Origin of the sequence: Micromonospora sp. CA-240977, from assembly GCF_050942285.1 — a bacterium.
Lineage (GTDB): Bacteria > Actinomycetota > Actinomycetes > Mycobacteriales > Micromonosporaceae > Micromonospora.
In genome coordinates, this window is record NZ_CP192055.1 from 4,782,652 (window position 1) to 4,804,164 (window position 21,513).

At 71.1% G+C, this 21,513-nt stretch carries 15 protein-coding genes; 8 read left to right on the top strand and 7 right to left on the bottom strand.

The features are described 5' to 3' along the window. Window positions 1-68: 68 nt before the first annotated feature. Window positions 69-1,169 (bottom strand): NADAR family protein, encoded by a 1,101-nt coding sequence (locus ACQPWW_RS21760; protein ID WP_433125104.1) that lies wholly within the window; start codon window positions 1,167-1,169, stop codon window positions 69-71. An 85-nt stretch (window positions 1,170-1,254) separates the two neighbouring features. Between ACQPWW_RS21760 and ACQPWW_RS21765 the strand changes: the two genes are divergently transcribed. Genes ACQPWW_RS21765 through ACQPWW_RS21785 form a run of 5 tightly spaced genes read left to right on the top strand, consistent with a single transcriptional unit; the run spans window position 1,255 to window position 5,807 of the window. Next, window positions 1,255-1,797 (top strand): RNA polymerase sigma factor, encoded by a 543-nt coding sequence (locus ACQPWW_RS21765; protein ID WP_433125106.1) that lies wholly within the window; start codon window positions 1,255-1,257, stop codon window positions 1,795-1,797. Next, a complete protein-coding gene (locus ACQPWW_RS21770; protein ID WP_433125107.1) occupies window positions 1,794-2,621 on the top strand; it encodes a hypothetical protein in 828 nt (275 codons plus the stop codon). The genes ACQPWW_RS21765 and ACQPWW_RS21770 overlap by 4 nt, the downstream gene beginning before the upstream one ends. Then, complete coding sequence (locus tag ACQPWW_RS21775; RefSeq protein WP_433125109.1) at window positions 2,618-3,496, top strand: ABC transporter ATP-binding protein; 879 nt, start codon at window positions 2,618-2,620, stop codon at window positions 3,494-3,496. Before ACQPWW_RS21770 ends, ACQPWW_RS21775 begins: the two co-directional genes overlap by 4 nt. Next, window positions 3,493-5,097, top strand: coding sequence for a hypothetical protein (locus tag ACQPWW_RS21780; RefSeq protein WP_433125111.1), 1,605 nt, complete (start codon window positions 3,493-3,495; stop codon window positions 5,095-5,097). Before ACQPWW_RS21775 ends, ACQPWW_RS21780 begins: the two co-directional genes overlap by 4 nt. A gap of 5 nt (window positions 5,098-5,102) precedes the next feature. Further along, window positions 5,103-5,807 (top strand): hypothetical protein, encoded by a 705-nt coding sequence (locus ACQPWW_RS21785; RefSeq protein ID WP_433125112.1) that lies wholly within the window; start codon window positions 5,103-5,105, stop codon window positions 5,805-5,807. Window positions 5,808-5,897: 90 nt separating this feature from the next. On the opposite strand, the gene ACQPWW_RS21790 is transcribed toward ACQPWW_RS21785, so the two are convergent. From ACQPWW_RS21790 to ACQPWW_RS21805, 4 genes are all read right to left on the bottom strand, one after another. Beyond that, on the bottom strand, window positions 5,898-12,083 hold the full coding sequence (locus ACQPWW_RS21790; RefSeq protein ID WP_433125113.1) for a S8 family serine peptidase: 6,186 nt from the start codon (window positions 12,081-12,083) through the stop codon (window positions 5,898-5,900). Window positions 12,084-12,097: 14 nt separating this feature from the next. Next, on the bottom strand, window positions 12,098-12,253 hold the full coding sequence (locus ACQPWW_RS21795) for a hypothetical protein (RefSeq protein ID WP_433125115.1): 156 nt from the start codon (window positions 12,251-12,253) through the stop codon (window positions 12,098-12,100). 80 nt (window positions 12,254-12,333) lie between these two features. Further along, entirely contained in the window at window positions 12,334-15,288 is a 2,955-nt protein-coding gene (locus tag ACQPWW_RS21800) for an ATP-binding protein (RefSeq protein WP_433125116.1), read from the bottom strand. 225 nt (window positions 15,289-15,513) lie between these two features. Next, on the bottom strand, window positions 15,514-17,262 hold the full coding sequence (locus tag ACQPWW_RS21805; RefSeq protein ID WP_433125118.1) for a cellulose binding domain-containing protein: 1,749 nt from the start codon (window positions 17,260-17,262) through the stop codon (window positions 15,514-15,516). 579 nt (window positions 17,263-17,841) lie between these two features. On the opposite strand from ACQPWW_RS21805, the gene ACQPWW_RS21810 reads away from it, so the two are divergent. From ACQPWW_RS21810 to ACQPWW_RS21820, 3 genes are all read left to right on the top strand, one after another. After that, window positions 17,842-18,882 (top strand): LacI family DNA-binding transcriptional regulator, encoded by a 1,041-nt coding sequence (locus ACQPWW_RS21810; protein WP_433125120.1) that lies wholly within the window; start codon window positions 17,842-17,844, stop codon window positions 18,880-18,882. 193 nt (window positions 18,883-19,075) lie between these two features. After that, on the top strand, window positions 19,076-19,831 hold the full coding sequence (locus ACQPWW_RS21815; RefSeq protein WP_433125122.1) for a formylglycine-generating enzyme family protein: 756 nt from the start codon (window positions 19,076-19,078) through the stop codon (window positions 19,829-19,831). Between the two features lie 146 nt (window positions 19,832-19,977). Next, complete coding sequence (locus tag ACQPWW_RS21820; RefSeq protein WP_433125123.1) at window positions 19,978-20,379, top strand: class I SAM-dependent methyltransferase; 402 nt, start codon at window positions 19,978-19,980, stop codon at window positions 20,377-20,379. Between the two features lie 181 nt (window positions 20,380-20,560). On the opposite strand, the gene ACQPWW_RS21825 is transcribed toward ACQPWW_RS21820, so the two are convergent. Together ACQPWW_RS21825 and ACQPWW_RS21830 are read right to left on the bottom strand one after the other, a co-directional pair. Further along, window positions 20,561-21,034 (bottom strand): hypothetical protein, encoded by a 474-nt coding sequence (locus ACQPWW_RS21825; RefSeq protein ID WP_433125125.1) that lies wholly within the window; start codon window positions 21,032-21,034, stop codon window positions 20,561-20,563. Continuing rightward, on the bottom strand, window positions 21,031-21,432 hold the full coding sequence (locus tag ACQPWW_RS21830) for a DUF6069 family protein (protein WP_433125126.1): 402 nt from the start codon (window positions 21,430-21,432) through the stop codon (window positions 21,031-21,033). The genes ACQPWW_RS21825 and ACQPWW_RS21830 overlap by 4 nt, the downstream gene beginning before the upstream one ends. Between the last annotated feature and the right edge of the window lie 81 nt (window positions 21,433-21,513).

Consider the following 21,513-nt stretch of genomic DNA (forward strand, 5'->3'; position numbering starts at 1 on the left):
CGACCCAGCTCGTCTCAGCACCGGCCCGGGCCGGACCCGGGCCGGTGCTCTTGCTACGGCCGGCCCGGTCACCGATTGGCCAGCTCGGAACGGACGAGTTCCAGCAACCGTCCCAGCCAGTTGGCGCCGCTCGAACTCCAGTACCTCGAAGCCCAGTCGTTGTAGAGCAGCCGGGCGTCACCCGTGCCGAGTAGTGTCGCCGCCATCGCCGGGTGGCGCTCGAACTTGTCCCGCAGCAGCGCGGCCATCACGCCCAGCCGGGCCGCGGGCCAGCCCGTCCGCCGGGGCGCCTCCTCGCCGAGTGTCCGGGCGTCGAGGCCACGGCCGGCGGCGGCGATCCGGTCGTGCCAGTCGGCGTCGTCGGTGGACAGCGCCCAGTAGGCGTGCATGACGCTCGGATAGTCCCGGCCGCCGGAGTTCACCGTCGCCGGATAGTCGATCTGTAGGACCTCCACGCCCGCCGGATCCGGCCAGCCGCTCGGGTACACGTGCCCGCCGACGACAAGCGGAACGGTCGTCTCCGGTCCGTCCGCCACCCGCCGCGCCCAGCTTCTGGCGACACCGGCCTCGCTCCGGCGGAAATAGTCGAGCGCCTGCTCCCGGGCCTCCGGGGTCACCGTGAGCGTGTGGTCCGGGCGTCGGGCCGGGATCGTCTCGCCCACCTCGGCGAGCAGGATCCGCACCGGAACGTCGTTCTGGTCCATGTCGCCGAGCATGAAGATTCGGCGGTGCTCGGGCACCGCGTGATACAACTCGCGGACGATCTCCAAGTTGGCGCTTGTCGGATCCGTGGCATACGTCAGGAGCGCGTTCCAGCAGCGCCGTGCGGAGTCCGGCCGATCGTTGAGGTGGTCCACCTCGTCGGCGAGATCGCCGATCACCAGCTCCGGAGTCAGCCAGGACTCCAGTGCCGGCACGGTCCCGCGTGCCGTGCCGGCGATGACCAGCGATGCGCCCTCGGGCGGGGTCAGGGTCAGCGTGCCGTCGTCGAACGCGGCGCGCAGACCGTCGAGATCAGTCGAGCCGAATTGCCAGAGGACGACGCCATCGGCGAAGACACCGAGCGTGCTGAGCGCGTAATGATCTCCTCTGTTGACGACGACGAGGCGTTGCCGCCCCGCGATGACGTCATCGCCAACCAGGCGCGACGTTGCGGTGCTGTCCGGCATGCCGGCGAGCCTAACGGCGCGAGCGCCGGCAGGAAGCTGTGCCATTGATGCGAACCAAAACTCGACCCCACCGCGATAGGTAGGCATGACCGCCCAGGATGACGCCGAACTCCTGGCCCTGATCGCGGGCGGCGACCGGAACGCGTTCGAGGCGTTCTACCGCCGGCACGCGCCGTGGCTACGCCTGCGCCTGTGCTACCGCTGCGCCGACGATGCCCTCATCGACGACGTCGTGCAGGAGGCATTCCTCGGGGTGTGGACCGGCGCGGCGGCCTCGTTCCGGCCTCGCGACACCGACGCTGCCGCCTGGCTGTGGAGGATCACGTCGCGCCGGCTCATCGACGCGCTGCGCCGCCGCACATCCCGCGATCGGCTCGGCCGGCTGCTGGCCCGCCTGCGCGGCAGCGACGAGTCGTCCGCCGAGGAGGAGGTGCTTATCGGTCTGGAGCACGGCGACCTCGGGGGCGCCCTCGCCCGCCTCTCCCCGGAGCTGCGCGCGGTCATCCGCGCCACCGTCCTTGACGGCCTCTCCACCGCCGAGGCCGCCGTCCTGCTCGGTATCCCCGCCGGCACCGTCAAGACGCGGGCGATGCGGGCCCGCCGGCAGCTGCGAGAGGAGTTGACATGACCTGGCACCTGCTCGACGAGGACCTACGCGCCTACGCCACCCGTACCCTCGCCGCCCCTGGTCTGTGGTCCACGGAGGCGCACCTTGTCGCGTGCGGTGAGTGCCGCGAACGCCTCGCCGCTGCCGCGACCGTCGACCTGGGATGGGCGATCGACGGAGGCTGGGCCCGCCTCGACGTCGCCCTGGACGCGCCGCGGCCAGGGCCCGTCGAACGCTTGATGATCACGGCCGGCGTTCCCGACCACACGGCGCGGCTGCTCGCGGCGACGCCGGCGCTGCGGCTGTCGTGGCTCGTGGCGATCGCGGTCACTGCCGCGTTGACGGCAACGGTCGCCGTGCTCACCGACCCGGTCGTGTTCCTCGCCGTAGCCCCGCTGTTGCCGCTGGTCGCGGTCGGGATGTCGTTCGCGCCCGGCATCGACCCCACCTACGAGATCGCGCTTGTCGCTCCGATCCGCTCGTTCCGGCTACTGCTGTTGCGGTGCCTCGCGGTCCTTGCCGCGACCACCGCGCTGTCCGCCGTTGCCAGCCTCTTCATCTACGAGTACGGGCTGCGCGCGACCGGTTGGTTCCTGCCGTCGCTCGCCCTGACCGTGCTGTCGCTGCTGCTCTCGGCCCGGCTCGGCGCGGGGCTGGCAGTGGTCGTCGTCGCCGGCGGCTGGGCGGCGGTGGTCGCCTCCACCTTCGGCGACCGGCTCGTCTTCACCCTCGCCGGGCAGGTTGGCGTCGCTGTCGTCGGCGGGATCGCCGCCGTGGCCCTGTCCCGTCAGCGCGGCACCTACGACCGTTACCACGTCCCCAACCTGATGAGGAGAATTTCATGACCGCCGTTCGGGCAGACGGTCTGGCGCTGCGGTACGGGCGCACCACCGCGCTTGAGGAAGTGTCGTTCACGCTGCGCACCGGAGTGACCGGGTTGCTCGGCCCGAACGGCGCGGGCAAGACGACGCTGCTGCGGATCGTCGCGACCGCCCTGCCGGCCGATGGCGGCACGCTGCGGGTCTTCGGCCACGATCCGAGCACGCCACCCGGGCGGCTCGCGGTCCGGCGCCGGCTGGGCTACCTGCCGCAGGACCCAGGCTTCCACCCGTCGTTCACCGCGTTCGAGTTCGTCGACTACGTCGCGATCCTCAAGGAGCTCACCCACCGGACGGCGCGGCACACCGAGGTCGCCCGGGTGCTCTCCGCCGTCGGCCTCGACGACCGACGGCGATCCCGGATCCGGACCCTGTCCGGCGGCATGAGGCAACGGCTCGCGCTGGCGGCTGCCCTGGTCGGCGACCCGGACCTCGTCATCCTCGACGAACCGACAGTCGGTCTCGACCCGGAGCAGCGGCTGCGGTTCCGGGAGCTGGTCGCGGACCTGGGCGAGCGCAGGACGGTGCTGCTGTCCACCCACCAGACCGAGGACGTCATGTCGCTGTGCCAGGAGGTCGTCGTCCTCGACCGGGGCCGAGTGCGGTTCGAGGGCACCCCCGCGGAGCTGGCCGGGCTCGCCGCCGGCCGGGTGTGGACGAGCGCGGCGCGGGAGGCGGGGGCGCTGGCGTCGTGGCGGACGGGCACGGGGCTGCACCGTCACGTCGGCGACCCGCCACCCGGGGCCGCGCTGACGGATCCGTCCATCGAGGACGGCTACCTGACGCTGGTCGGCGTCGTCCCCGGCGCCGAGGCGCCGATGACCGCGGGCGGCGCGCGGTGACCGCGGCCCTGACGGTGGCCACGCCGACCCGTCCGACGCCGTCGTCCACACACCGGCGTCGGCAGGCGCTCCTCGCACTCGCCCGGTTCGAGGCGCTCCGAATGCTGCGACACCCGCTCACCATCGCGGCCGCGCTCCTGTTCCTCGGCCCGTGGCTGTGGGGCTGGCTGTCCGGCTCGGCCAACCGATATCCGGTGCTCCCCGAAGAGCTGATCACCATCCAACTGCTCGCGTTGCCGATCCTCGGCGGGTCGGCGCTGATCGTGGCGAACCTGGTCACGTTGCGGTCGCACCGGCACAAGGTCGACGCGTCCTACGACGTGCTGGTGCTGCCGCCCGCATGGCGGGTCGGCGGGTTCCTGCTGGCACTGCTACCGCTGGCTGGCCTCAGCCTCCTGCTCGTCGCCGTCCGGGTCGGGGTCGCCGCGGTGCTTCCGGGCGCGGCCGAGGGCGTCGACGTCGCCGCGCTGGTGACCCCGTCGGCGCTGGTGCTGCTCCTCGGTGCGGTCGGGGTGCTCGCCGGTGTCCTGATCCGCTCCGTGCTGATCGCCCCACTGCTCGTCCTGCTCGTCCTCGTGCTGGAGTTCGTGGCGATCTCCGCGACCCTGAGCGGGACCGGCTGGCGGTTCCTGCTCCCGGTCTACGTCAGCGAGTTCGCGGCCCCGGTGCCCGCCGGCGTCTCCGACCGACCCGCGGCCCGGCACCTCGCCTATCTGGTCGGGATCACCGTGCTGCTCGTCGCGGCCGTTCTGGCCCGGGCCAAGGCGCGGCGGTCGATGGTCGCGGCCGGGCTCGCCGTCGGGCTGATCCTCACCGTCGGCGGCGGGCTGACGCAGTCGCGACCCGACCCGGGCATCGCGGCGGCCCGCGCGACTGTGGAAGACCGGCCGGAGAGCATCCAGTCGTGCGTCCTCCGCGACGACGTCACCTACTGCTACTTCGACGGGTTCGACGGATTCGTCCCGGGGTGGGAGTCGGTGGTGACCTCCGTACGCGAGGTCGTGCCGGACGGCGTCACCGCGCCCGGTCCGCCGCTCGCGGTACGGCAGCGGACCGCACTCGACGAGATCTCCCCGGCGGGCCAGACCGGCTCAGTCACCGAGAACATGCGCGTGGTGGCCGGTTGGAAAGCCGCGGACGCGGCGGCGGGCACCCCGGAGGCGGTACGGGTGGGCACGGTGTGGGGCGACGACCGCGCAACCGCCGTCCTCGCCGCCGGAGTCGCCTACCGGCTGATGGCCGCGCAGGCGTACGACGGAGGATTCTCGCTGTGCGGAGCCCGGTCGGCGCTGCTGGTGTGGCTGGTCGGGCAGGCGTCGCCGGCCGCCCTGGCCGGGATGCGCTCGCTGGACGAGACGAGCTTCGGAGCGCTCATCTTCAGCGACCCGTCCGGCAGGTTCGGCATCTCGGCACCCGACCGGGCGGCGGCACCGGCGTTGGAGCTGCTGCGACGGCCGCCCGACGAGGTCGCGCCGCTCGTCGAGCGGCACTGGGCCGAGCTGACCGCGCCGGGTACACCGCTGGAGCGCTTCGGCGTCATCTTCGGGGTTGCGGTCGAGCCGCCGTCCCCGGATGAGGGCGAGCCGCTGTGCGCCGACTGAGCAGGATGCCCACCGCGGACGCCGTCGACGCGTCGGGCCAGGCCGTCAGCGCACCCGTACCGAGGCGGGGCGGACGCCTGCGGACGGCGGCGGTGCTGGTCTGGCCGACGCTGCGGGCGACGCGGATCGCACCGCTGCTGGCGGCCGGGATCGTCGGTGTGGCGATCGTGACCCCACCGGCCGTGACCGGGTCGGTCCTGCCCCCCGACCACCACCTCACGTTGCTGCGGTTGGTGATGGCCTTCGTCGGCCTCGGCGTCACGTTCGCGCTCGACGACCCCGCGAAGCCGATCGCGGAGACCCTGCCGGTTCCGGCCTGGCTCGGCGCGCTGGTACGAGCGGTCCCCACTGCCGTCGTCGGCGGTGCGTGCTGGGCGGCAGCGCTGCTCGTGACAAGGGCCGGGCCGGAGACCGCGTCGCTGCCGTACGCGGACCTGACCCGTGAGGCCGTCACCGTCGCGGCGGTCGCGTTCCTCGCGGCGGCAGTCGGCTGGCGACGTTCGCCGCGCGGAGTTGGCAGTCCACTCGCCGCCCCGATGCTGCTGCTCGCGATCACAGTGGTGGCGCTGCCGCCGGCCTCGGTGGCACTGCTCGTGGGCGTGGGCGACGGCTGGGACGCCGCCCACGACCGCTGGATGTACCTCCTGGCGGGGACGCTGCTGGCGATCGCCGGGGTGCTCACCGTCCGGCGGTCCCCCGGGCGCGGCTGACAGCCGTCCGGGATCACCGCCAACTCTCCTGGTCGCGGTCGGAGCCTCCCCGGCAATCCTTCGCCGGGAAGGCTCCGACCACTGGCTATCTCACAGGCGCGGGTCCTGCTGGACGCTGAGGGCGTTGAGGATCGGGTCGTCCTCGCCCTTGTCGCGACGAAGCTCGATCGTCAGATCGCCACCGGCGTGCTCGACGGTGACCCGGTTCGTGTCCGCTGTCAACGCACCCACCTTCGCCTGCACGTCGTGGTCGTAGAGCACGACCTTGCCGTCGGCGAGCACATCGAACGCACGCTTACCGGCCTTCACCTTCTCGATTTCCGCGAAGTCGAGGGCGACCCGGTACGTTCCGGCGGGGGCGTTCTTGAACACGTAGCTGAACGTCTCGCCGGTCCGCTGGGTGCGGAACAGCGCGTCGTCCTCGGTGCCGGCGATGTCGGCCCTTGTGGTACGCGTCCTGCCGCCGACGTGGCCCCACGACCGCGAGCCGAGTTCCTGGTCAGGCGACCAGACGAAGCCGTCGGCGCCGACGTACCCGGAGCCGCCGACGTCGACGCCCTGCCAGTAGGCCGAGGTCGCCAGGCGGACCGGCGTGAACTGCGCCTCCCCCTTGCCGGCGTTCGACGCCACAAGCACGTCGCCGACGAGCACGCCGGGCGCGACGGCGGCGTTGTCGGCCGTCGCCGTGACCGTTGTGGACGCGCCGACCGCGAGCGTGACCGGGCCGGTTGCGGCCGCGCCCGTGAGGGTCAGCCACGGCAGGTCGGCGGCCTCGTGCCCGCCGTCGCTCGTGCGCTTCTGCTCGCTGACCCGCACCTCGAGCGGGGCGGAGCCGGTGTTGGTCACCGTCACGTCGGCCGTCGTCTTCTGGCCCTTGTCGAGGAGCCAGTCGAGGTCACCCGCGGTGACGGTGGCGACGCCCGAGGTCAACGCCGTGTCGACGACCTCGGCCTGATCCTTCTTGGCGATGGTCACGGGGTGGCTGGCGGTGACGTAGTTCGGCGCGTCGACCTGCACGGTGTTCTCGCCGACCAGCGCCTGGGCCTTCCACCGACCCTTCGCGTCGGTCGTGATGACCCGCTCACCCGCCGGCCCCTTGAGCGTGACGATCGCGCCCTCCATCGGCTTGCCGTCGTTCTTGTCGGTGACCGTTCCCTCGATCGTGCCGGCGGCCGGGAGGGTGTACTCCAGCCCCAGGCCGGCCTTCAGGACGGGCTGGTCGACGGAGTACTGACTCGCGGGGTTGCGCGTCAGGCTCTCCAGGCCGACCGTCGCCGACGACCCTCGGGTGAGGGGGTTGTCGCCGCCGACGCCGTCGCCGTACCCGATCTGGATCCGGCCGTCCGCGATCAGGGTGACCGAGAAGCTCACGCGAGCCGTCTGGTCGCTGTAGAAGGCGACGTTGCGCCATTCGATGACCTGCGCGGCCACCCCGTCCACCTCGGTCGTGCCGAAGTAGATGCCCGCCTCGTCGTCGACGATGAGGTCGTCCCAGAGCGGGTAGATCGCGTCGATCGGGTACGGCGACGGCAGTGCCGTGTTGCTCCCCAGCGTGCTGGCGCGGTCGAAGGTCAGCGTGCCGTTCGTCGTCACACACACGCCGTCCCAGGCCGTGTCGTAGAACGGTTGGAGGTATTCGGAGCTGAACCACAGCACACCGCAGAGGTCGTCGCCGTGCCACCCGGACTCCTCCGTGCCCTGGCGGTAGAGCCCGTCGGTCACCTTCATCGAGTACGAGCGGCCGGCGGGGGCCACCGGCACGGGTCCCGGCTCCGGCTGCTCGGGCTGAGGCTCCGGCTCCGCCGCGTCGGCGCGCGGGTCGAGCGTCACCCGCAGCGCGGCAATGGTCGGGGCCTTCAGGCCCTTCGCGCCCCGCAGTTCCACTGTCAGCGGACCGCCCTCGTGCCGCACGACGGCGGAGCGCCAGTCGGCGGCGTTCGGCCCCACGGCCGCGGCCGGGTCGTACGCGTACTCCGTCAGCGATCCGTCCACGACGACGTCGAACACCCGCTTACCCCTGGCCACCTTCTCGATCTCGGCGAAGCCGAAGTCGATCGCGTAGGTGCCCTTTGGCGCGTCGGGGAAGCGGTAGAACAGCTCCTTTTCGTGAGTGGTGCGCTGCGACTGGAACAGGGCGTCGTCCGTCGTACCGGAAATCCCGGCCTTCGTGGAGGCGACAGTCGTCTTGCCCTCGTAGCCCCACGCCTTCGTGCCGGCGGGCTGGTCGGCCGACCAGGTGTAGCCGGAGCCGTCGGTGAGCTTCGGGCCGCCGGCGTTGACGCCGACCTGGTACTTCGTGGTCGTGAGCGTCACCGGGACGTAGGTCTTGGACTGGCGTCCGGAGTCGGACCTGACCACGATGTTCGCGCCGAGAACACCCGGCTTGGCACCCTTCGAGGAGATCGAGACCTGGACGGTCGTCGACTGGCCCGGAGCGAGGGTGCCGCCGGTCGAGGAGAGCGACAGCCACGGCAGGTCGGTGAGCAGGTCGTCCTCGACGTCGACGAGCACGACGTCGTCGGCGACCTGGTCCGCCGCCCACAGCGCGCCGGTGGAGTCGGTCTCCAGGCCGCCGCCCTGGCCCGCCTTCTGGCCCGGGAACCACCACGCGTTCACCAGCGAGCAGTCGTCGGGGTCGACCTGCAACAGGCGGGTGGGCCGGTTCGAGGTGAGGTCGGTGTACCAGATGGTGTCGGACGCCTGGTTGTAGGCCAGGCCCATCACCTCGGGCAGCGGCGGGGCGCAGAAGGACAGCAGCGCGCCCGCGTTGTCGTGCGACGTCCCGGCGACGGTGCCGATCATGCCGTTCGCCCGGCCGCCGACGTAGAACACGTCCTCCGCCGGGTTGTAGGCGAGACCGGTCAGCTGCAACGTGGACCAGTCACCCTTGATCTGCCGGGTCTCCTTCCCGGTCGTACGGTCGAAGCAGTGGATGTAGCTGGCCGGGCTGTCCTCCATCTGGCACATGTCACCGGTCTTGGTGTCGAGCGCCATGTCGAACGCCCGGTACGCGGGGTTCCACGACGCGTCGAAGACCTTGCCTGTCGACTTGCCCGTCACCGTGTAGGCGGTGTTGGTCCGCTTGTTGTAGTCGTGGACCCAGACGTCGCCGTCGTACCCGATGCCGGAGGGCTCCTTCTCCGCGATCGTGCCGGGAATGGCGATCCGGGTGATGACGTCACCGCCGGAGGTCGTGCCGACCCTGCCGGCCGCCTGGGCTTCCGCTGCGCGCGCGGTGGCCGCCTTGCCGTCGACGTTCGACGGCTTCATACCGCTCGCACCGGTCTTCCACGCGGCGAGGTCGATAGTGCTGTCCGCGCCCTTCCCGGTGCGCGTGGTGGCGGAGGCGGCGTCGAGGTCGGGGTGCCGCGCGGCCTCCCCCAGGTTGTACGTGAGGGGGGCGGAACCGTTGTTGGTAAGCGTCAGCGAGCCCACGCCGTTCTGGTCGGCGCCCAACAGGGCGTCGAGGCCGTCGGCCTTCAGGCCGGCGACACCAGTGGTCAGCCGTGCGTCGATCTTCGCCTTCGCGTAGAGCTTGTCGAGCGAGAAGGGGTACGTCGCGGTGGCGTAGTTCGGCGCGTCGACAGTCATTGTGTAGTCGCCGACCGGGAGCTGGCGGTGCACGATGCCCGTCCCGTTGGTCGTGACGGTCTCGACAAGCCCGTTCCTGGTGCTGAAGGAGACCTTGGCTCCGGCCACCGGCAGCCCGTCGTTCTGGTCGACGACTGTGGCGTCGAAATACCCGAAGTCAGGCATGTCGTAGGTGACGATCATTCCGTCGTGCAGCACCGGGGCGCTGTCGGAGAACCGGATGCCGTCCACGCCGGCCCAGCCCTGGATGCCGGTGACGGCGTGCGCGCCGGCGGTCACCGGGTCGGCGGTCCCGACGCCGTCGCCGTACCCAAAGATCATGGTGCCGGAGCGGGTGAGCGTGGCCGAGAGGTTGACCGGCTCGGTGTACTCCGACCGGTCCGGATAGGCCCAGAGCTTGGCGTTGCGGTACTCGACGACGAACGCGTCCTCACCGTTGACCTTGGTGGCTGCCGTGAAGACTCCGCCGCCGGGGGCGAACTCGACGGGGGTCTGGACGTAGAACGGGAAGATGCCCGCACCACCGTAGCCGGGGCCGGTGCTGCCGTCCGGGGCGATCACGCCGCGCAGGCCGATGCCGAGGGTGTCGTGGCTGCCGTTGTAGAGCGCGATCGGGAACGGCAACTTCACAGTGGCCCACACACCACTGCTGAACGCGACCGGGTCGGTGCCGCGCAGGTACTCGCCGTCGGAGACGGCACAGCTGTAGCCACCCTTGTCGACGACGAGCCCCACCGGGATCTCGCGCGACTCGTTCTGCGCGCCGACGGTCAGCGGGAGGGTCGTGGGCGAGAAACAGGCGTTGGGCTTGACGTTCAGCGTGTACCCGCCCTCGGGAACGGCGCTGATCGTGAACCCGCCGTTGGCGTCGGTGCGGACCGGCTTCAGCGGCGTGTCCTTGACGGAGACGTCGGCGTTCGGGACGGGCCGCTTCTTGTCGTCGACGACCCTGCCGCTGATGTCGTGCCGCGCGGCGGCCGTGAGCGGCAGCGTGACGGAGGTGTCCTGGCCGAGGGTGATCGTGACGTTGGCGGTCGCGGTCAGGTAGCCGAAGACCTTGGTGCTGAGCTGGTAGTCGCCAACCGGGAGGTTCGTGGTGAACCTGCCGTCCTTGTCGGTGCCGATCGACCGGCTGAACGGTCCGCTGATCGTCACGTCGGCGGCGGGGACCGGGGCGCCGTTGGCGGTGACGACACCGGTGAGGGTGCCGCCCTTGCGGGGCGCGAGTTCGAGCAGGCGGACGAGGTCGAGGCGGCCTTCGCCGTACTTGTTGTTGACAGCGGCGGTGCCGCCGCACTCGGTGTCGTCGACGTCGACGGCGGACTCGCCGAGCAGGCGGCGGGTCTCCTCGACCTGCCCGATGAGGGTCGGGTCGTAGCTCCACAACGCCGCGACGGCGCCGGCGACGTGGGGGGCGGCCATCGAGGTGCCGGACATCTCGACGTAGCTGTTGCCCGGATAGGACGAACGGACGGCGTCGCCCGGAGCGGAGATCTCGGGCTTGATCCGGCCACCTTCACCCTCGCCCTTGCGGGAGAACAACGCGAGCGTGCCGTCCGACGCGTAGGCGCCGACGGAGTACGCGCTCTCGGCGGAGCCGGGTGAGGAGACGGTGTCGCAGGCCGCGTACGGCGTGGTGTTGCCCGATGACCACACGCTGAAGATGCCCGCGGCGGTCCAGGCTTCGTCGATGGCCTGGAAGAAGTCGTTGAAGCTGTGCTCGTCGGTCTGGCCCCACGAGTTGTTGATGACGTGGGGACGCTTGGACGGGTCGGGGTTGTTCCCGTGGACGTCGGTCGGGGCGAGCAGCCACCAGCCGGACCGGAGCAGCGACTCGACGCCGCTGCTGTCGCAGCAGCCGTTTGTCGCGATCCACTGCGCGTCCGGGGCGACGCCGACGTGGTTGACGCCGTCGTCGCCGACCATGGTGCCCATGGTGTGCGTGCCGTGCCCGTTGTCGTCGCACGGCGCGTCAGTGCAGCTGCCCCGGGCGGCCATCCAGTTGTAGTTGTGGTCGACAGTGCCGTCGGGCTTCGTGCCGCGGTACTTGTGCATCAGGGCGGGGTGGTCGAACTGGACGCCCGAGTCGAGGTTGGACACGGTGATGCCCGCCCCGGTGGCGCCCATGGCCCAGGCCTCGGGGGCGTGGATGGCGTCCAGGCCCCACGTGGAGGTGCCCGCGTCCGCGGCCTTCGGGGCGGCGGGGCGGGCGGCCCGGTCGGCTGGGCTCTTCTCGTCGACGGGCTTGACCAGCGCGACCTGCGGCGTCGCGTGGATCTCGGCGACCTGCGTCTTCGCGGCCACGTCGAGGGCGAGCTTCTCGTTGCCTCCCTTGACGAGCACGGTGTTGGCGATCGGGTAGGAGGTGTACTTGACGCCGGCCCTGTCGAGTTCGGTGGAGACGGACGCCAGGGAGTTCTTCGCCGCCGCGGTCAGCGCGTCGTAGACGAACCGACCGCGAGCGGTCCAGTCGGTGATCTTCTTCGTCGGCGCGAGGTCGGCGCCGGTGTCGAACGTGATCCAGAAGTCGGACGCCGGAGACGTACGGAAGCGGTCCTTCAGGGTCGGGGCGATCTTGCTGGCGGCGGCGCCGGGATCCGGCTCGGCCGCGGACGCCGGTGGTGCCTGGATCAGGCTCAGGCCAACCACTGCGGCCAGCGAAGCCGCGAGGGCTTTGAGTGTCATGAGAGTCCTTCGACCTACAGGGGTTGGTAGGGGTCGTGGTTCTTGTGGTCGTCGGCACCGTCGGCGTCGTGGGCGTCGGGGGCGCTGACGCGCGGCTCGCTGGGCAGCTCGGGTGGTGGCGGGTGCTCGATGGCGGCGTCGTCGTCACGCGCGACGTGTCGCTCAGGCACGCATTGCCCAATGGCTATGAATCATGGAGCCATGCTCGGCGGGCCGGGTGGCCGTCGCTATCCAGCGGATACGTCAATTTTCACGACGGGCTGCCGAGGGAGTCCTCTTCGGCGAACACTCCGGCCTCCACCGCCTTGACCGCGAGCGCGGTCCGGGAGGTCACCTTCAACTTGCGCATCGCCGCACGCAACTGTTGGTCCACGGTGGCCGGCGACTTGGCCAGGATCCGGCTGATCTCCCGGTTGGTCTTGCCGGCGACAACCAGTTGGACCACGTCGAGCTCGCGCGGTGAGAGCTGGTCGCCGTACCCTCGTCGGCCGCCCCGCCACAGTCGCGGAACCTCGGCGCCGTGTTCGCGGAGCCGCTGTGCGACACGGTCCGCGTCGCCGCGGGCGCCGAGCCTGAACAGTTGCTCGTACTGTGCGGCAAGCAGCTCTCGACCGTGCTCGAGCTGGCCCTGCGCGATGAGCGCCTCGGCCTGACGCTCGCGGGCGAGCATGGCGTCGTAGGGTCGCGGCAACGCGCTCCAGGCGCGCGCCGCCCGACCGTACGCCGCCGCCGCGCGGGCGTGGTCTCCGACCGCGGCGAGCAGCAGGGCACGGCAGACGGCGAGGGCGGCGCGCGGCGCCGGCGCGGTACGGCCCCGCAATCCCCTGGCGAGTTGGTCGGCGAGCCGGGTCGCGGTCTTGAGGTCGCCCGCGGCGAGGTGCGCCTCGATCTGCGCGGGGACGAGGTCCGTCGCCCAGATCCAGATGCCCTTCCTCCGGACGGTGTCCATCGGCTCGTTCGTGATCTGGAGCGCCCGGCCACTGTTTCCGTCCGCCAGCCACAGTCGGGCCAGCGCGGCGGCCGCCTCCATCGTGTCGTCGGCAGCGCCGAGGCGGGCGGACTCCTCGAGGACCAGGCGGAACTGCTCCTCGGCGGCGCGCCGCCGTCCGGCCGCGGCTGCCAGCCGGGCCGCGAGCCGGATGCTGCCGAGGTAGTGCGCCGGCCGGTCCCGGTCGGCGTCGGCGAGTGCCACGCTCTGTTCCGCGAGACCCTCCCACCGGCCGGTGAGCCACGCCAGGTTGGCCTGTTCGAGTCGGACGTTGTGGTACAGCCGGGACGCCTGCTCGGTCTCGGCGAGGTGCATGGCCACGGCGAGGTGTTTGTCCGCGTCGGCGTACCGGCCCCAGATCACCGCGCCGGTCCCGACGTTCGCGTGGATGCGCGCCACGTCGAGACGCTCCGCCGAGGTCGCGCCGTCGACGGGCAGGCCGGCGACGACGTCCCAGGCCTCCTCCTCGCCGAGCATCAGCAACGCGGCGGCCCGGTTACCGGCCAGGTTCAGCCGCTCCGCGGGAGAGTCGAATCCGGTGGTGAGCTCGGCGGCGCGATCCAGCCAACGCCGATGGGTGGACGCCGGCCACGGTCCCGCGTAGGCCCATCCGAGGTAGGTCATCGCCCGCGCCGCCTCGACCGGGTCATGGTCGAGGTTGGCCACCGCCTGCTCGAGCTCGCTGAGCGCGGCCTGCGCCTCACCCGCGGTGATCAGGAGCCGACCCAGGGGGTTGCGGATCTCGGCCTGCTGGCGGGCGGAGAGACCGGGGGTCTCCAACACCGAGCGCAGGGTACGGATCACCCGGTGGTGAACCTGATCGACAGGTTCGCGTCGGCCCAGCGCTGCCACACCGGCGATGCGCGCCACCCGTGCCCGGTCCGGCGGCGGCAGCACGGCCCACGACAACAGGTCGACAAGCATGTCGACGGCCTTGGTGTGGTCACCCGACGCCATGGCCAGCTCGGCGCCCTGCTCGGCGTACCGCGCCCAGGACTGCGTCTCGCCCGCCTCCCGGAAGTGGTGGGCAAGGCGTGCGACGGGCCGCGGGTGGATGTTCTCCAGGGCGCGGCCGGCCAGCAGGTGGAACTGTCTGCGGTCGGTCAACGGGATCGCCTCGTAGACGGCCGTGGCGGCCAGCACGTGCCGGAAGCGCCACTGGTCGCGGTCGTCCGCGTCCAGGACGCCGGCGTCGGCCGCCTCCGAGATGGCGCCTCGACACACGGCGGGCGACAGGCCTGCGGTGACAGCGATCGTGGCCGCCGAGGACCGCTCAGCCAACGTGGCAGCGGCACGCAACACCTGCTGCGCCGGCGGCGACAGACGGCCCACCCTCTCCCGGGTGGAGTCGCGCACCGTCGGCGGCACCCGTAGCTCACGCAGCTTCAGCCGGACCCACTGCCCGTCGCGGAAGACGAGGTCGGCGCGGTCGCACATGAGACGGACCGACTCCTCCAGCGCCAGCGGAACGCCACCGGTCCGCTCGTGCAGGAACGTCGCGAACTCCTGCGATATCGGGTTGCCGTCCAGCATCGACGAGACCAGCGCCGCCGTGTCGTCGGGTCGCATGGGCGCCAGAGCGATCCTCAGCTGGGTCACGCCGGCGGGCAACCGGGACGTCAGCCGCAGCAACAGCGACCCGTCGCCCACCTCCTCCGGCCGGTAGGAGATCACGAGGCTTGGCCCGTCCGTCTGCTGCCGGGAGGTGACGAACAGCAGGAACTCCAGTGTCATCTCGTCGGCCCAGTGGGCGTCCTCGAGCACGAGCACGTCGACACGCAGAGCCCGCAGCAGCTCGTCCAGGGCGCGGAACAGGCGATGCCGTGCCGCCTTCGCATCGTCCAGGGGCGACAGTGCGGGCGGCAGGTCCGCGGACCATTCCGGGAACAGGGGCCGCAACGCGCCCGCGAGCGCGGTGAGCGGCAGCCGCGACACCTGGCTGTCGATCCCCCGGAAGGCGTCGACGACCGGCCCCAGGGTCAGCGACTCGCGAAGCGGTGGGCACACCGAGACCAGGGCCGTGCGCTGCTCCGGCGCCGCCAACCACTCTCGCAGCAGTCGGCTCTTCCCGATCCCCGCCTCGCCCTCCACCAGCACGATCGCCGGTGGCCGGGCCACGGCGCCCCGAAGCGCGGCCATCTCACGATCACGGCCCACGAAATGCGGCGTGGCGACCGTCGGAGCGGGCCCGTCATCCTCGGGCGAGGGGTCGAGCATGCGTGATGATCTCCCTTTTCGCTGCTCGGGCGCAAGTACTCGCGTCGAGCCGCGGGGCGGGATCCTCCGCCGGGGCAAGCGATGTCCACCCGGGGTGCGCCGTGCCGCGCCCGCCCCGGACGAGCCGGCGGCCTGTGTCGTCGGCCGGAGAAGGAGTCACGTGAGTGGGGCGTGCGGGTGCGGTCGTGTGACCACACCCGCACGCCCCACCGGGCGGAGGAGCCCTCAGAGGGTGAACACGAGTGTGGAGATGCTGCGGGCGCCGACGTTGATGGTGGCCTGACCTCCGTTGACGCTTGTCGGTTGGCTTGCCGCGTTGGCGTTCTGGGAGGTGAGGTAGTACTCGGCTCGGGTGACGTTCTGCGGCGCTTGGACCACGGCGTTGTTGACCGCGCTGTTCGAGCGGTTGAGGATCACCAGAGTGACCTTGCCGTCACCCTGGTAGGCGGTCACCTCCAGCGGTGACGCCTTGGAGCTCTTCGTCAGCCCGACCCGCTGGTAGCCGGGGCGGACGTACTTGGCGTACTGCGAGAACGCGTACCCACGCTTGAGGGGAGCGCCCGCGATGGTGCCGTACGCCGACTCGCCGTCACCGATGAAGGAGTAGTAACGCTTGCCGTACCACCAGATGTAGGCGCTCCAGTTGGCCTCCATCGACCGGTGCACGGTGCGCATGATGTCGTCGAGCGTCTCGTTCCAGACGGTCTGGTTGCTGGGGTTGCCCCAGATGTTGGAGCCGCCACCGTCGGCGGCGTGCAGGTTCCACTCGGTCATCCACACCGGCTTGTTGTACTGCTCGGCCAGGGGATACGACTTGAGTCGGCCGGCGGCCTCGGTGCCGTACAGGTGGCCGCCGATGTAGCCGATGTTGTTGCGGGCGGTGGTGTCGTTCAGGGTCGGATCGGTGAAGCCGTAGTTGAGGTTGACCGCCTCGGCGACCATCAGCTTGGTGTTCTGCACCTTCGTGCCCTGGTCACGGACGAAGTTGCGCAGCTCGGTGCCGCTCCAGTCCATCGAGTCGTAGTCCGGGTGCCAGTCGGGCTCGTTCTGCACCGAGGTGACGTCGATCGTCACTCCCTGGTCCCGCATGTACTGGACGTAGCTGTTCAGATGGTTCGCGTAGTCGTCGTAGTAGTCGGTCTTCAGCTTGCCGCCGTTGACCCGGCTGTTGTTCGTCTTCCACGCGGCCGGCGCGGTCCAGGGCGACGCGAGGATCTTCACGTTCGACCCGGACGCCTTCGCCGTCTTCAGCGAGTTCACATGCGTCGCCCACTCGCTGGACACCGGCGACAGACCGGTCCGCACGATGGACAGGCCCAACTGGTTGGCGCCCAGCCCGACAAGCGTCTGCGTCTCGGCCGTCGACCACGCGCTACCCCAGATCGACTGCGCGGCCCCGAACCCGTCGACGGTCTGATACCTGGTCGCGCTGTTCACGGTGATGTCCGCCGGCCCGTTCGGTGGCGGCGTCGTCGGTGGTGGCGTGGTCGGCGGTGGCGTGGTTGGCGGTGGGGTGGTCGGTGGTGGCGTGGTCGGCGGCGGGGTGGTCGGCGCCGGACCGCCGGTGCAGGCCACCCCGTTGAGCGTGAAGCTGGTCGGAGCGGGGTTGCTGCTGGTCCACGATCCGTTGAAACCAAACGACACGGTGCCGTTGGTGGCGATGGCCCCGTTGTAACTGACGTTCTTGGCGGTGACCGCGGCGCCGCTCTGGGTCAACGTCGTGTTCCAGGCCTGCGTGACGGTCTGTCCGGCGCTGTAGGACCAGTCCAACGTCCAACTGCTGACCGGATCACCAAGGTTGGTGACTGTGACGTTGGCACCGAATCCGCCCTGCCACTGCGACGACACGCTGTAATCCACAGCGCAACCGGCGGCTGCCGCTCCCGCCGGCATCGCCACGGCGACCGCCGTCGATGCCAACAGCACCGCGCCGGCCGACACCGCGGCGGCCTTGATGACTCTGGGTCTCCTCATAGATCATTCTCCTGAATCGGGGTGACGCGAAAAGTGCCCACAGCAATGCGGTCCAGACCCGTCGATCTGCCTGTTCGACTGATTGCGGCGAAGCCGAACCCCGCACCGTGCCCACTGCCGGAATTCGCCGAGAAGGCCGTTGGAGGCTGGCCTTGCGCCAGAGTGAGGTCGGTCGGTCGCCTTCGAGCCGGACAATTCCTGCCGAGGGTCGCGACCGACACGGATTCCACGATGCGGACCGATCACCGCCAGGCCACGCCGCCACCGCAGCCGGGTCGGCGGTGCAGGACATCGTTAGCGCTAACAGGTGCTGCCCATCGCACCTGACCCTGACTCACGGTGATGCCCTGCTGGCGGCCGGGCTCCCGACGGCACGCCACTCTCGCCCACATCGACTGTGGTAGATAGCACGGCACGCGTCAAGGCATGACGGCGAGGTTTCGCGAAAGCATTCCGAAGTTGGTCGGAGGCTGGCGGGATTCGCTGCCCACCGGGTCCGCGCACGAAATGTTTCCGCAAACATTTCTGGGACGATCGCGGTGGATTTGGTGCGGCCCGGGCAACCGATAGAATTCCCGCGTGATCGAGGAAGGTCAACTGCCGCGGGCCCGCAAGCCCTGGCGCGGTGACCTGCCCATCGCCGCGATCGCCGAACTCGCCGGAGTCTCGGCGCCCACGGTCTCCAAGGTCCTCAACGGCCGAGGCGGTGTGGGTGAGCAGACCCGCAGGCGCGTGGAGGCACTGCTGCGCGACCACGGGTACCGGCGGCGACAGACAGGCAGCGCGACCCTCTGCATCGAGGCCGTCTTCGACCGGATGCTGCCCTCGATCGCCATGGAGATCCTGCGAGGTGTTCAGGAGGTCGCCAGCGCGCGGGACTGCATGGTCGGCTTCACCGACGTGCACCGACGCCTGCTGGCCGGCCAGCCCTGGGTGGAGCCTCTGCTGCTGCGCCAACCGACCGCCGTCATCACGGCTTTCTCCACGGTCACCGCCGATCACGGTGAGCAGTTCGCGGCCAGCGGCATACCGCTTGTCGCCATCGACCCGACCGACGACCTTTTTCCCACTCCCGCCGTGGGGTCCAACAACTGGAGCGGCGCTCTCGCCGCCGCTCGACATCTTCTCGACCTCGGGCACCAGCGGATCGGATTGATCACCGGCCCGGTCAACGACCTGTCCGCGCGAGCTCGCCTGGACGGCTTCCGCGCCGCATTGGACTACGCCGGTGTCGCGTTCGACGCGACGCTCGAACGACGCGGTGTCTTCGCCTTCGCCGACGGCCGTGACCTCGGCGCCCAACTGCTGGCCCGGCCCGACCCGCCGACCGCTGTCGTCTGCGGCAACGACCTCCAGGCGATGGGCGTCTACGCCGCGGCGCGGGATGCCGGCCTGCGGATTCCTGATGACCTCAGCGTCGTCGGCTTCGACGACGTCGACCAGGCGGCGTGGCTGGCACCGCCACTGACCACCGTGCGGCAGCCGTTCGGTGAGATAGGCGCTACCGCTGCCCGACTCGCGCTGAGCCTGGCGGACGGCCACCCGCTGACACAGGACCGGTACGAGCTCGGCACCGCGCTTGTCGTGCGGGGCAGCACCGCGCCCCCCGCCTCCCCCTGATCCCCCGCGACCGTTCGGGTCGGTACGGTCGGGTTGTTCGCGAAATCGATTCGTTCGCTCTCCACCGGGCCGTCGACGGCGCCTCGCGGGTGCGGGCCGACTCGTGCCGCCTTCGCGACGCGAGCGGGCGCCGGCACCTCGGGTGGTCGTCGGGGCAGACCGCCGGGTTGCCTGGCTGCTAGCGTTCGCTCGCATGTGGACTGAGGAGCTCGTGGCCGGGCGCCCGGCATGGCGGCACCTCCCATCGGGGGTGGTGTTCCGCGAGGTTCCCGGCGGCACGTTCCGGATGGGACTGTCCGAGGCGGAACTGGACGCGGTACGCGCCATCGAACGCGGCGGCGAGGTCGAGGACACCATCGCGCCGTTCCTCGCCAATGCTCAGGACGCACAACCGGTACGCGAGGTGCGGGTCGAACCGTTCCTGCTCGCCCGACACCCGCTGACCGTGGCGCAGGTCCAGCACTGGCTGCCCGACTACGCGGACGACTACGCCGAGGCCGCCACCAACACGGCCCGGCTCGGCGGCGACCTGCACGACCTGCTCAAGCTGTTGCCGTTCGAGCTGCCCAGCGAGGCGCAGTGGGAATACGCGGCCCGCGCCGGCACCACCACCCTGACCTTCCGGGGCGACGAGAAGCCCGACGAGGACCAGCTTCTCGACGACTTCGCGGACGAGACGCGGACGGCCGCCTTGGAGAACGCGTTCGGGCTGGCAGCCATGGGGTCGGCGAACGAGATCTGCGCCGACGTCTGGATCCCCGGATTCGACGACGCGCCCGCGGACGCGCGACCACGCACCGGCGAGGGACCCCGCACCGTCCGCGGCGGAGCCGGCGACCTCTACCCGTGGCAGGGCTGTGACGAGTGGCTGCTACTGCTCTCCGCCACCCGGTACGAACACGCCGACTTCACGGCGGTCCGCCCGGTCGGACCAGTGCCACCTCGTTGAGACGACGCCCCGGGCGTGTCAGCCGAGGTGACGCACTCGACGTCGTCGGCCGGCCGGGCCGGCACCGGATGGGACGACGCTGACGACGGTGTCCGACCGGGACCGAAAGGGGCCCGCGGGCCACGGCCTCGCCGTAGGGTGCCGGAATGGCATCTCCGGTCTGGCAGGACGGTACGGCGTATGAGGCGTACGTCGGTCGGTGGAGTCGGCTCGTCGCTGTGGAGTTCCTGCGCTGGCTCGACCTGCCGACCGGGCTGCGTTGGCTCGACGTGGGCAGCGGCACCGGCGTGCTGACCTCGGCAGTGCTGCGGACGGCCAAGCCGCGTCGCGTCACCGGAGTGGATCCCTCCGAGGGCTTCGTGCGGCAGGCCCGTGCCGGCGTCACCGATGAACGCGCCAGTTTCACTGTCGGCGACGCCGAGGTGCTGCCCCTACCGGGTGGCGCCGTCGACGTGATCGTCAGTGGGCTCGTACTGAATTTCGTCCCCCAGCCGGCGCGGGCGGTGGCGGAGTTCGCTCGCGTGAACCGGACGGGTCGATCCGGCTGACGGCCCGGGCCTGGGCGGTCCGCGGTACCTCCCCGACGGGCGACCGTCTCGCCGAAACGCAGCACCGGTCCATGCCGTCGAGGTAGCTCTCGTGGCCAACGCGGTGGATCCAGCAGCCGTTGAACCTGCTGGATCCACCGATTCCTCGTCCTCGTCATCGCTCCTGCCGGGCCCGTCCGGGTCAACCCATGGGACCGCGACTGGCGGAGCCCATGACCGCCATCATGAGGAGGGTGCGCCGCCGGCGTCGGGTCAGCAGCGCGAAGCAGGCGGTGAGCACCACCAGATCCAGCTCGGCCCACTCACCTGTGACATCGACGTGGATCGGCCCGCGCGGCCCGGCGGAGAGCCGCACCGCGATCCGGTGCCCGTCGCGGGTCAGCTCACCGCCCCGGCGACCGGGCGACCACCGCGCCACCCCGCCGGGGCCCGGCACGTGCGACCGGCGCGGGTCGAGTCGCACCGCGGCACCGTGCTCCGCCCGGGCGGTGACCCCGATGCGTCGGCGGTCGGTCGGCTCGACCGTCCAGAGGCCCGAGCCGGTGCGGATCTCACCGCACCGCAGGGTCCAACCGGTACGCAGCGAGGCGCGCGGCCCGGCACCGGAGTCGAGGACGAAGGCCCCGTCCTGCTTGCGTACGGTCAGCGCGGTCATCGGTTCAGCCCTTCCGGGCGCGGCCGGGGCAGGCCGAAAATGAGGATGAGGCCGACGCTCAGGTGCAGCAGCGCGAGAGTCGCCTTCGCTCCCCCACCGACGCCGCTCGTCGGCCCGACCAGGATCGACAGCAGCAGCACCGCGACCGCGATCGAGGTCCACCAGACGCGGGCCCGGTTGGTGCCGCGTTCGAAGGCCGCGAGCAGCGCCCAACCGGCCAGTGCCGCGACCGCGGCGGCCACCACGACCGCGGCCAACGTGACCTGTCGGGTCGCCGCTCCGGTGCCGGCCGCCAGGTCGACGCCGGCCGCCGAGTGCAGGATCGCGAACTCGGCCGCGGCCACCAGGATCGCGCCGGCAGCCACCGCGGCTCGACGCAGGAGAAGGTTGTTCGTCATGCCCTGAGTGTGTGGACCGGACCGGTCCGGGCACGTCGGCCCGGACGCCGCGGCGCGTCCATCCATCGGCGGCGGCGCGTA

Excerpts from the sequence above, each read along its gene's own strand:
- ACQPWW_RS21815 (WP_433125122.1), top strand. The coding sequence starts at position 19,076 with ATGTGGACTGAGGAGCTCGTGGCCGGGCGCCCGGCATGGCGGCACCTC.
- ACQPWW_RS21765 (WP_433125106.1), top strand. The coding sequence starts at position 1,255 with ATGACCGCCCAGGATGACGCCGAACTCCTGGCCCTGATCGCGGGCGGC.
- ACQPWW_RS21775 (WP_433125109.1), top strand. The coding sequence starts at position 2,618 with ATGACCGCCGTTCGGGCAGACGGTCTGGCGCTGCGGTACGGGCGCACC.
- ACQPWW_RS21785 (WP_433125112.1), top strand. The coding sequence starts at position 5,103 with ATGCCCACCGCGGACGCCGTCGACGCGTCGGGCCAGGCCGTCAGCGCA.
- ACQPWW_RS21800 (WP_433125116.1), bottom strand. The coding sequence starts at position 15,288 with ATGCTCGACCCCTCGCCCGAGGATGACGGGCCCGCTCCGACGGTCGCC.
- ACQPWW_RS21770 (WP_433125107.1), top strand. The coding sequence starts at position 1,794 with ATGACCTGGCACCTGCTCGACGAGGACCTACGCGCCTACGCCACCCGT.
- ACQPWW_RS21790 (WP_433125113.1), bottom strand. The coding sequence starts at position 12,083 with ATGACACTCAAAGCCCTCGCGGCTTCGCTGGCCGCAGTGGTTGGCCTG.
- ACQPWW_RS21820 (WP_433125123.1), top strand. The coding sequence starts at position 19,978 with ATGGCATCTCCGGTCTGGCAGGACGGTACGGCGTATGAGGCGTACGTC.
- ACQPWW_RS21830 (WP_433125126.1), bottom strand. The coding sequence starts at position 21,432 with ATGACGAACAACCTTCTCCTGCGTCGAGCCGCGGTGGCTGCCGGCGCG.
- ACQPWW_RS21805 (WP_433125118.1), bottom strand. The coding sequence starts at position 17,262 with ATGAGGAGACCCAGAGTCATCAAGGCCGCCGCGGTGTCGGCCGGCGCG.
- ACQPWW_RS21825 (WP_433125125.1), bottom strand. The coding sequence starts at position 21,034 with ATGACCGCGCTGACCGTACGCAAGCAGGACGGGGCCTTCGTCCTCGAC.
- ACQPWW_RS21760 (WP_433125104.1), bottom strand. The coding sequence starts at position 1,169 with ATGCCGGACAGCACCGCAACGTCGCGCCTGGTTGGCGATGACGTCATC.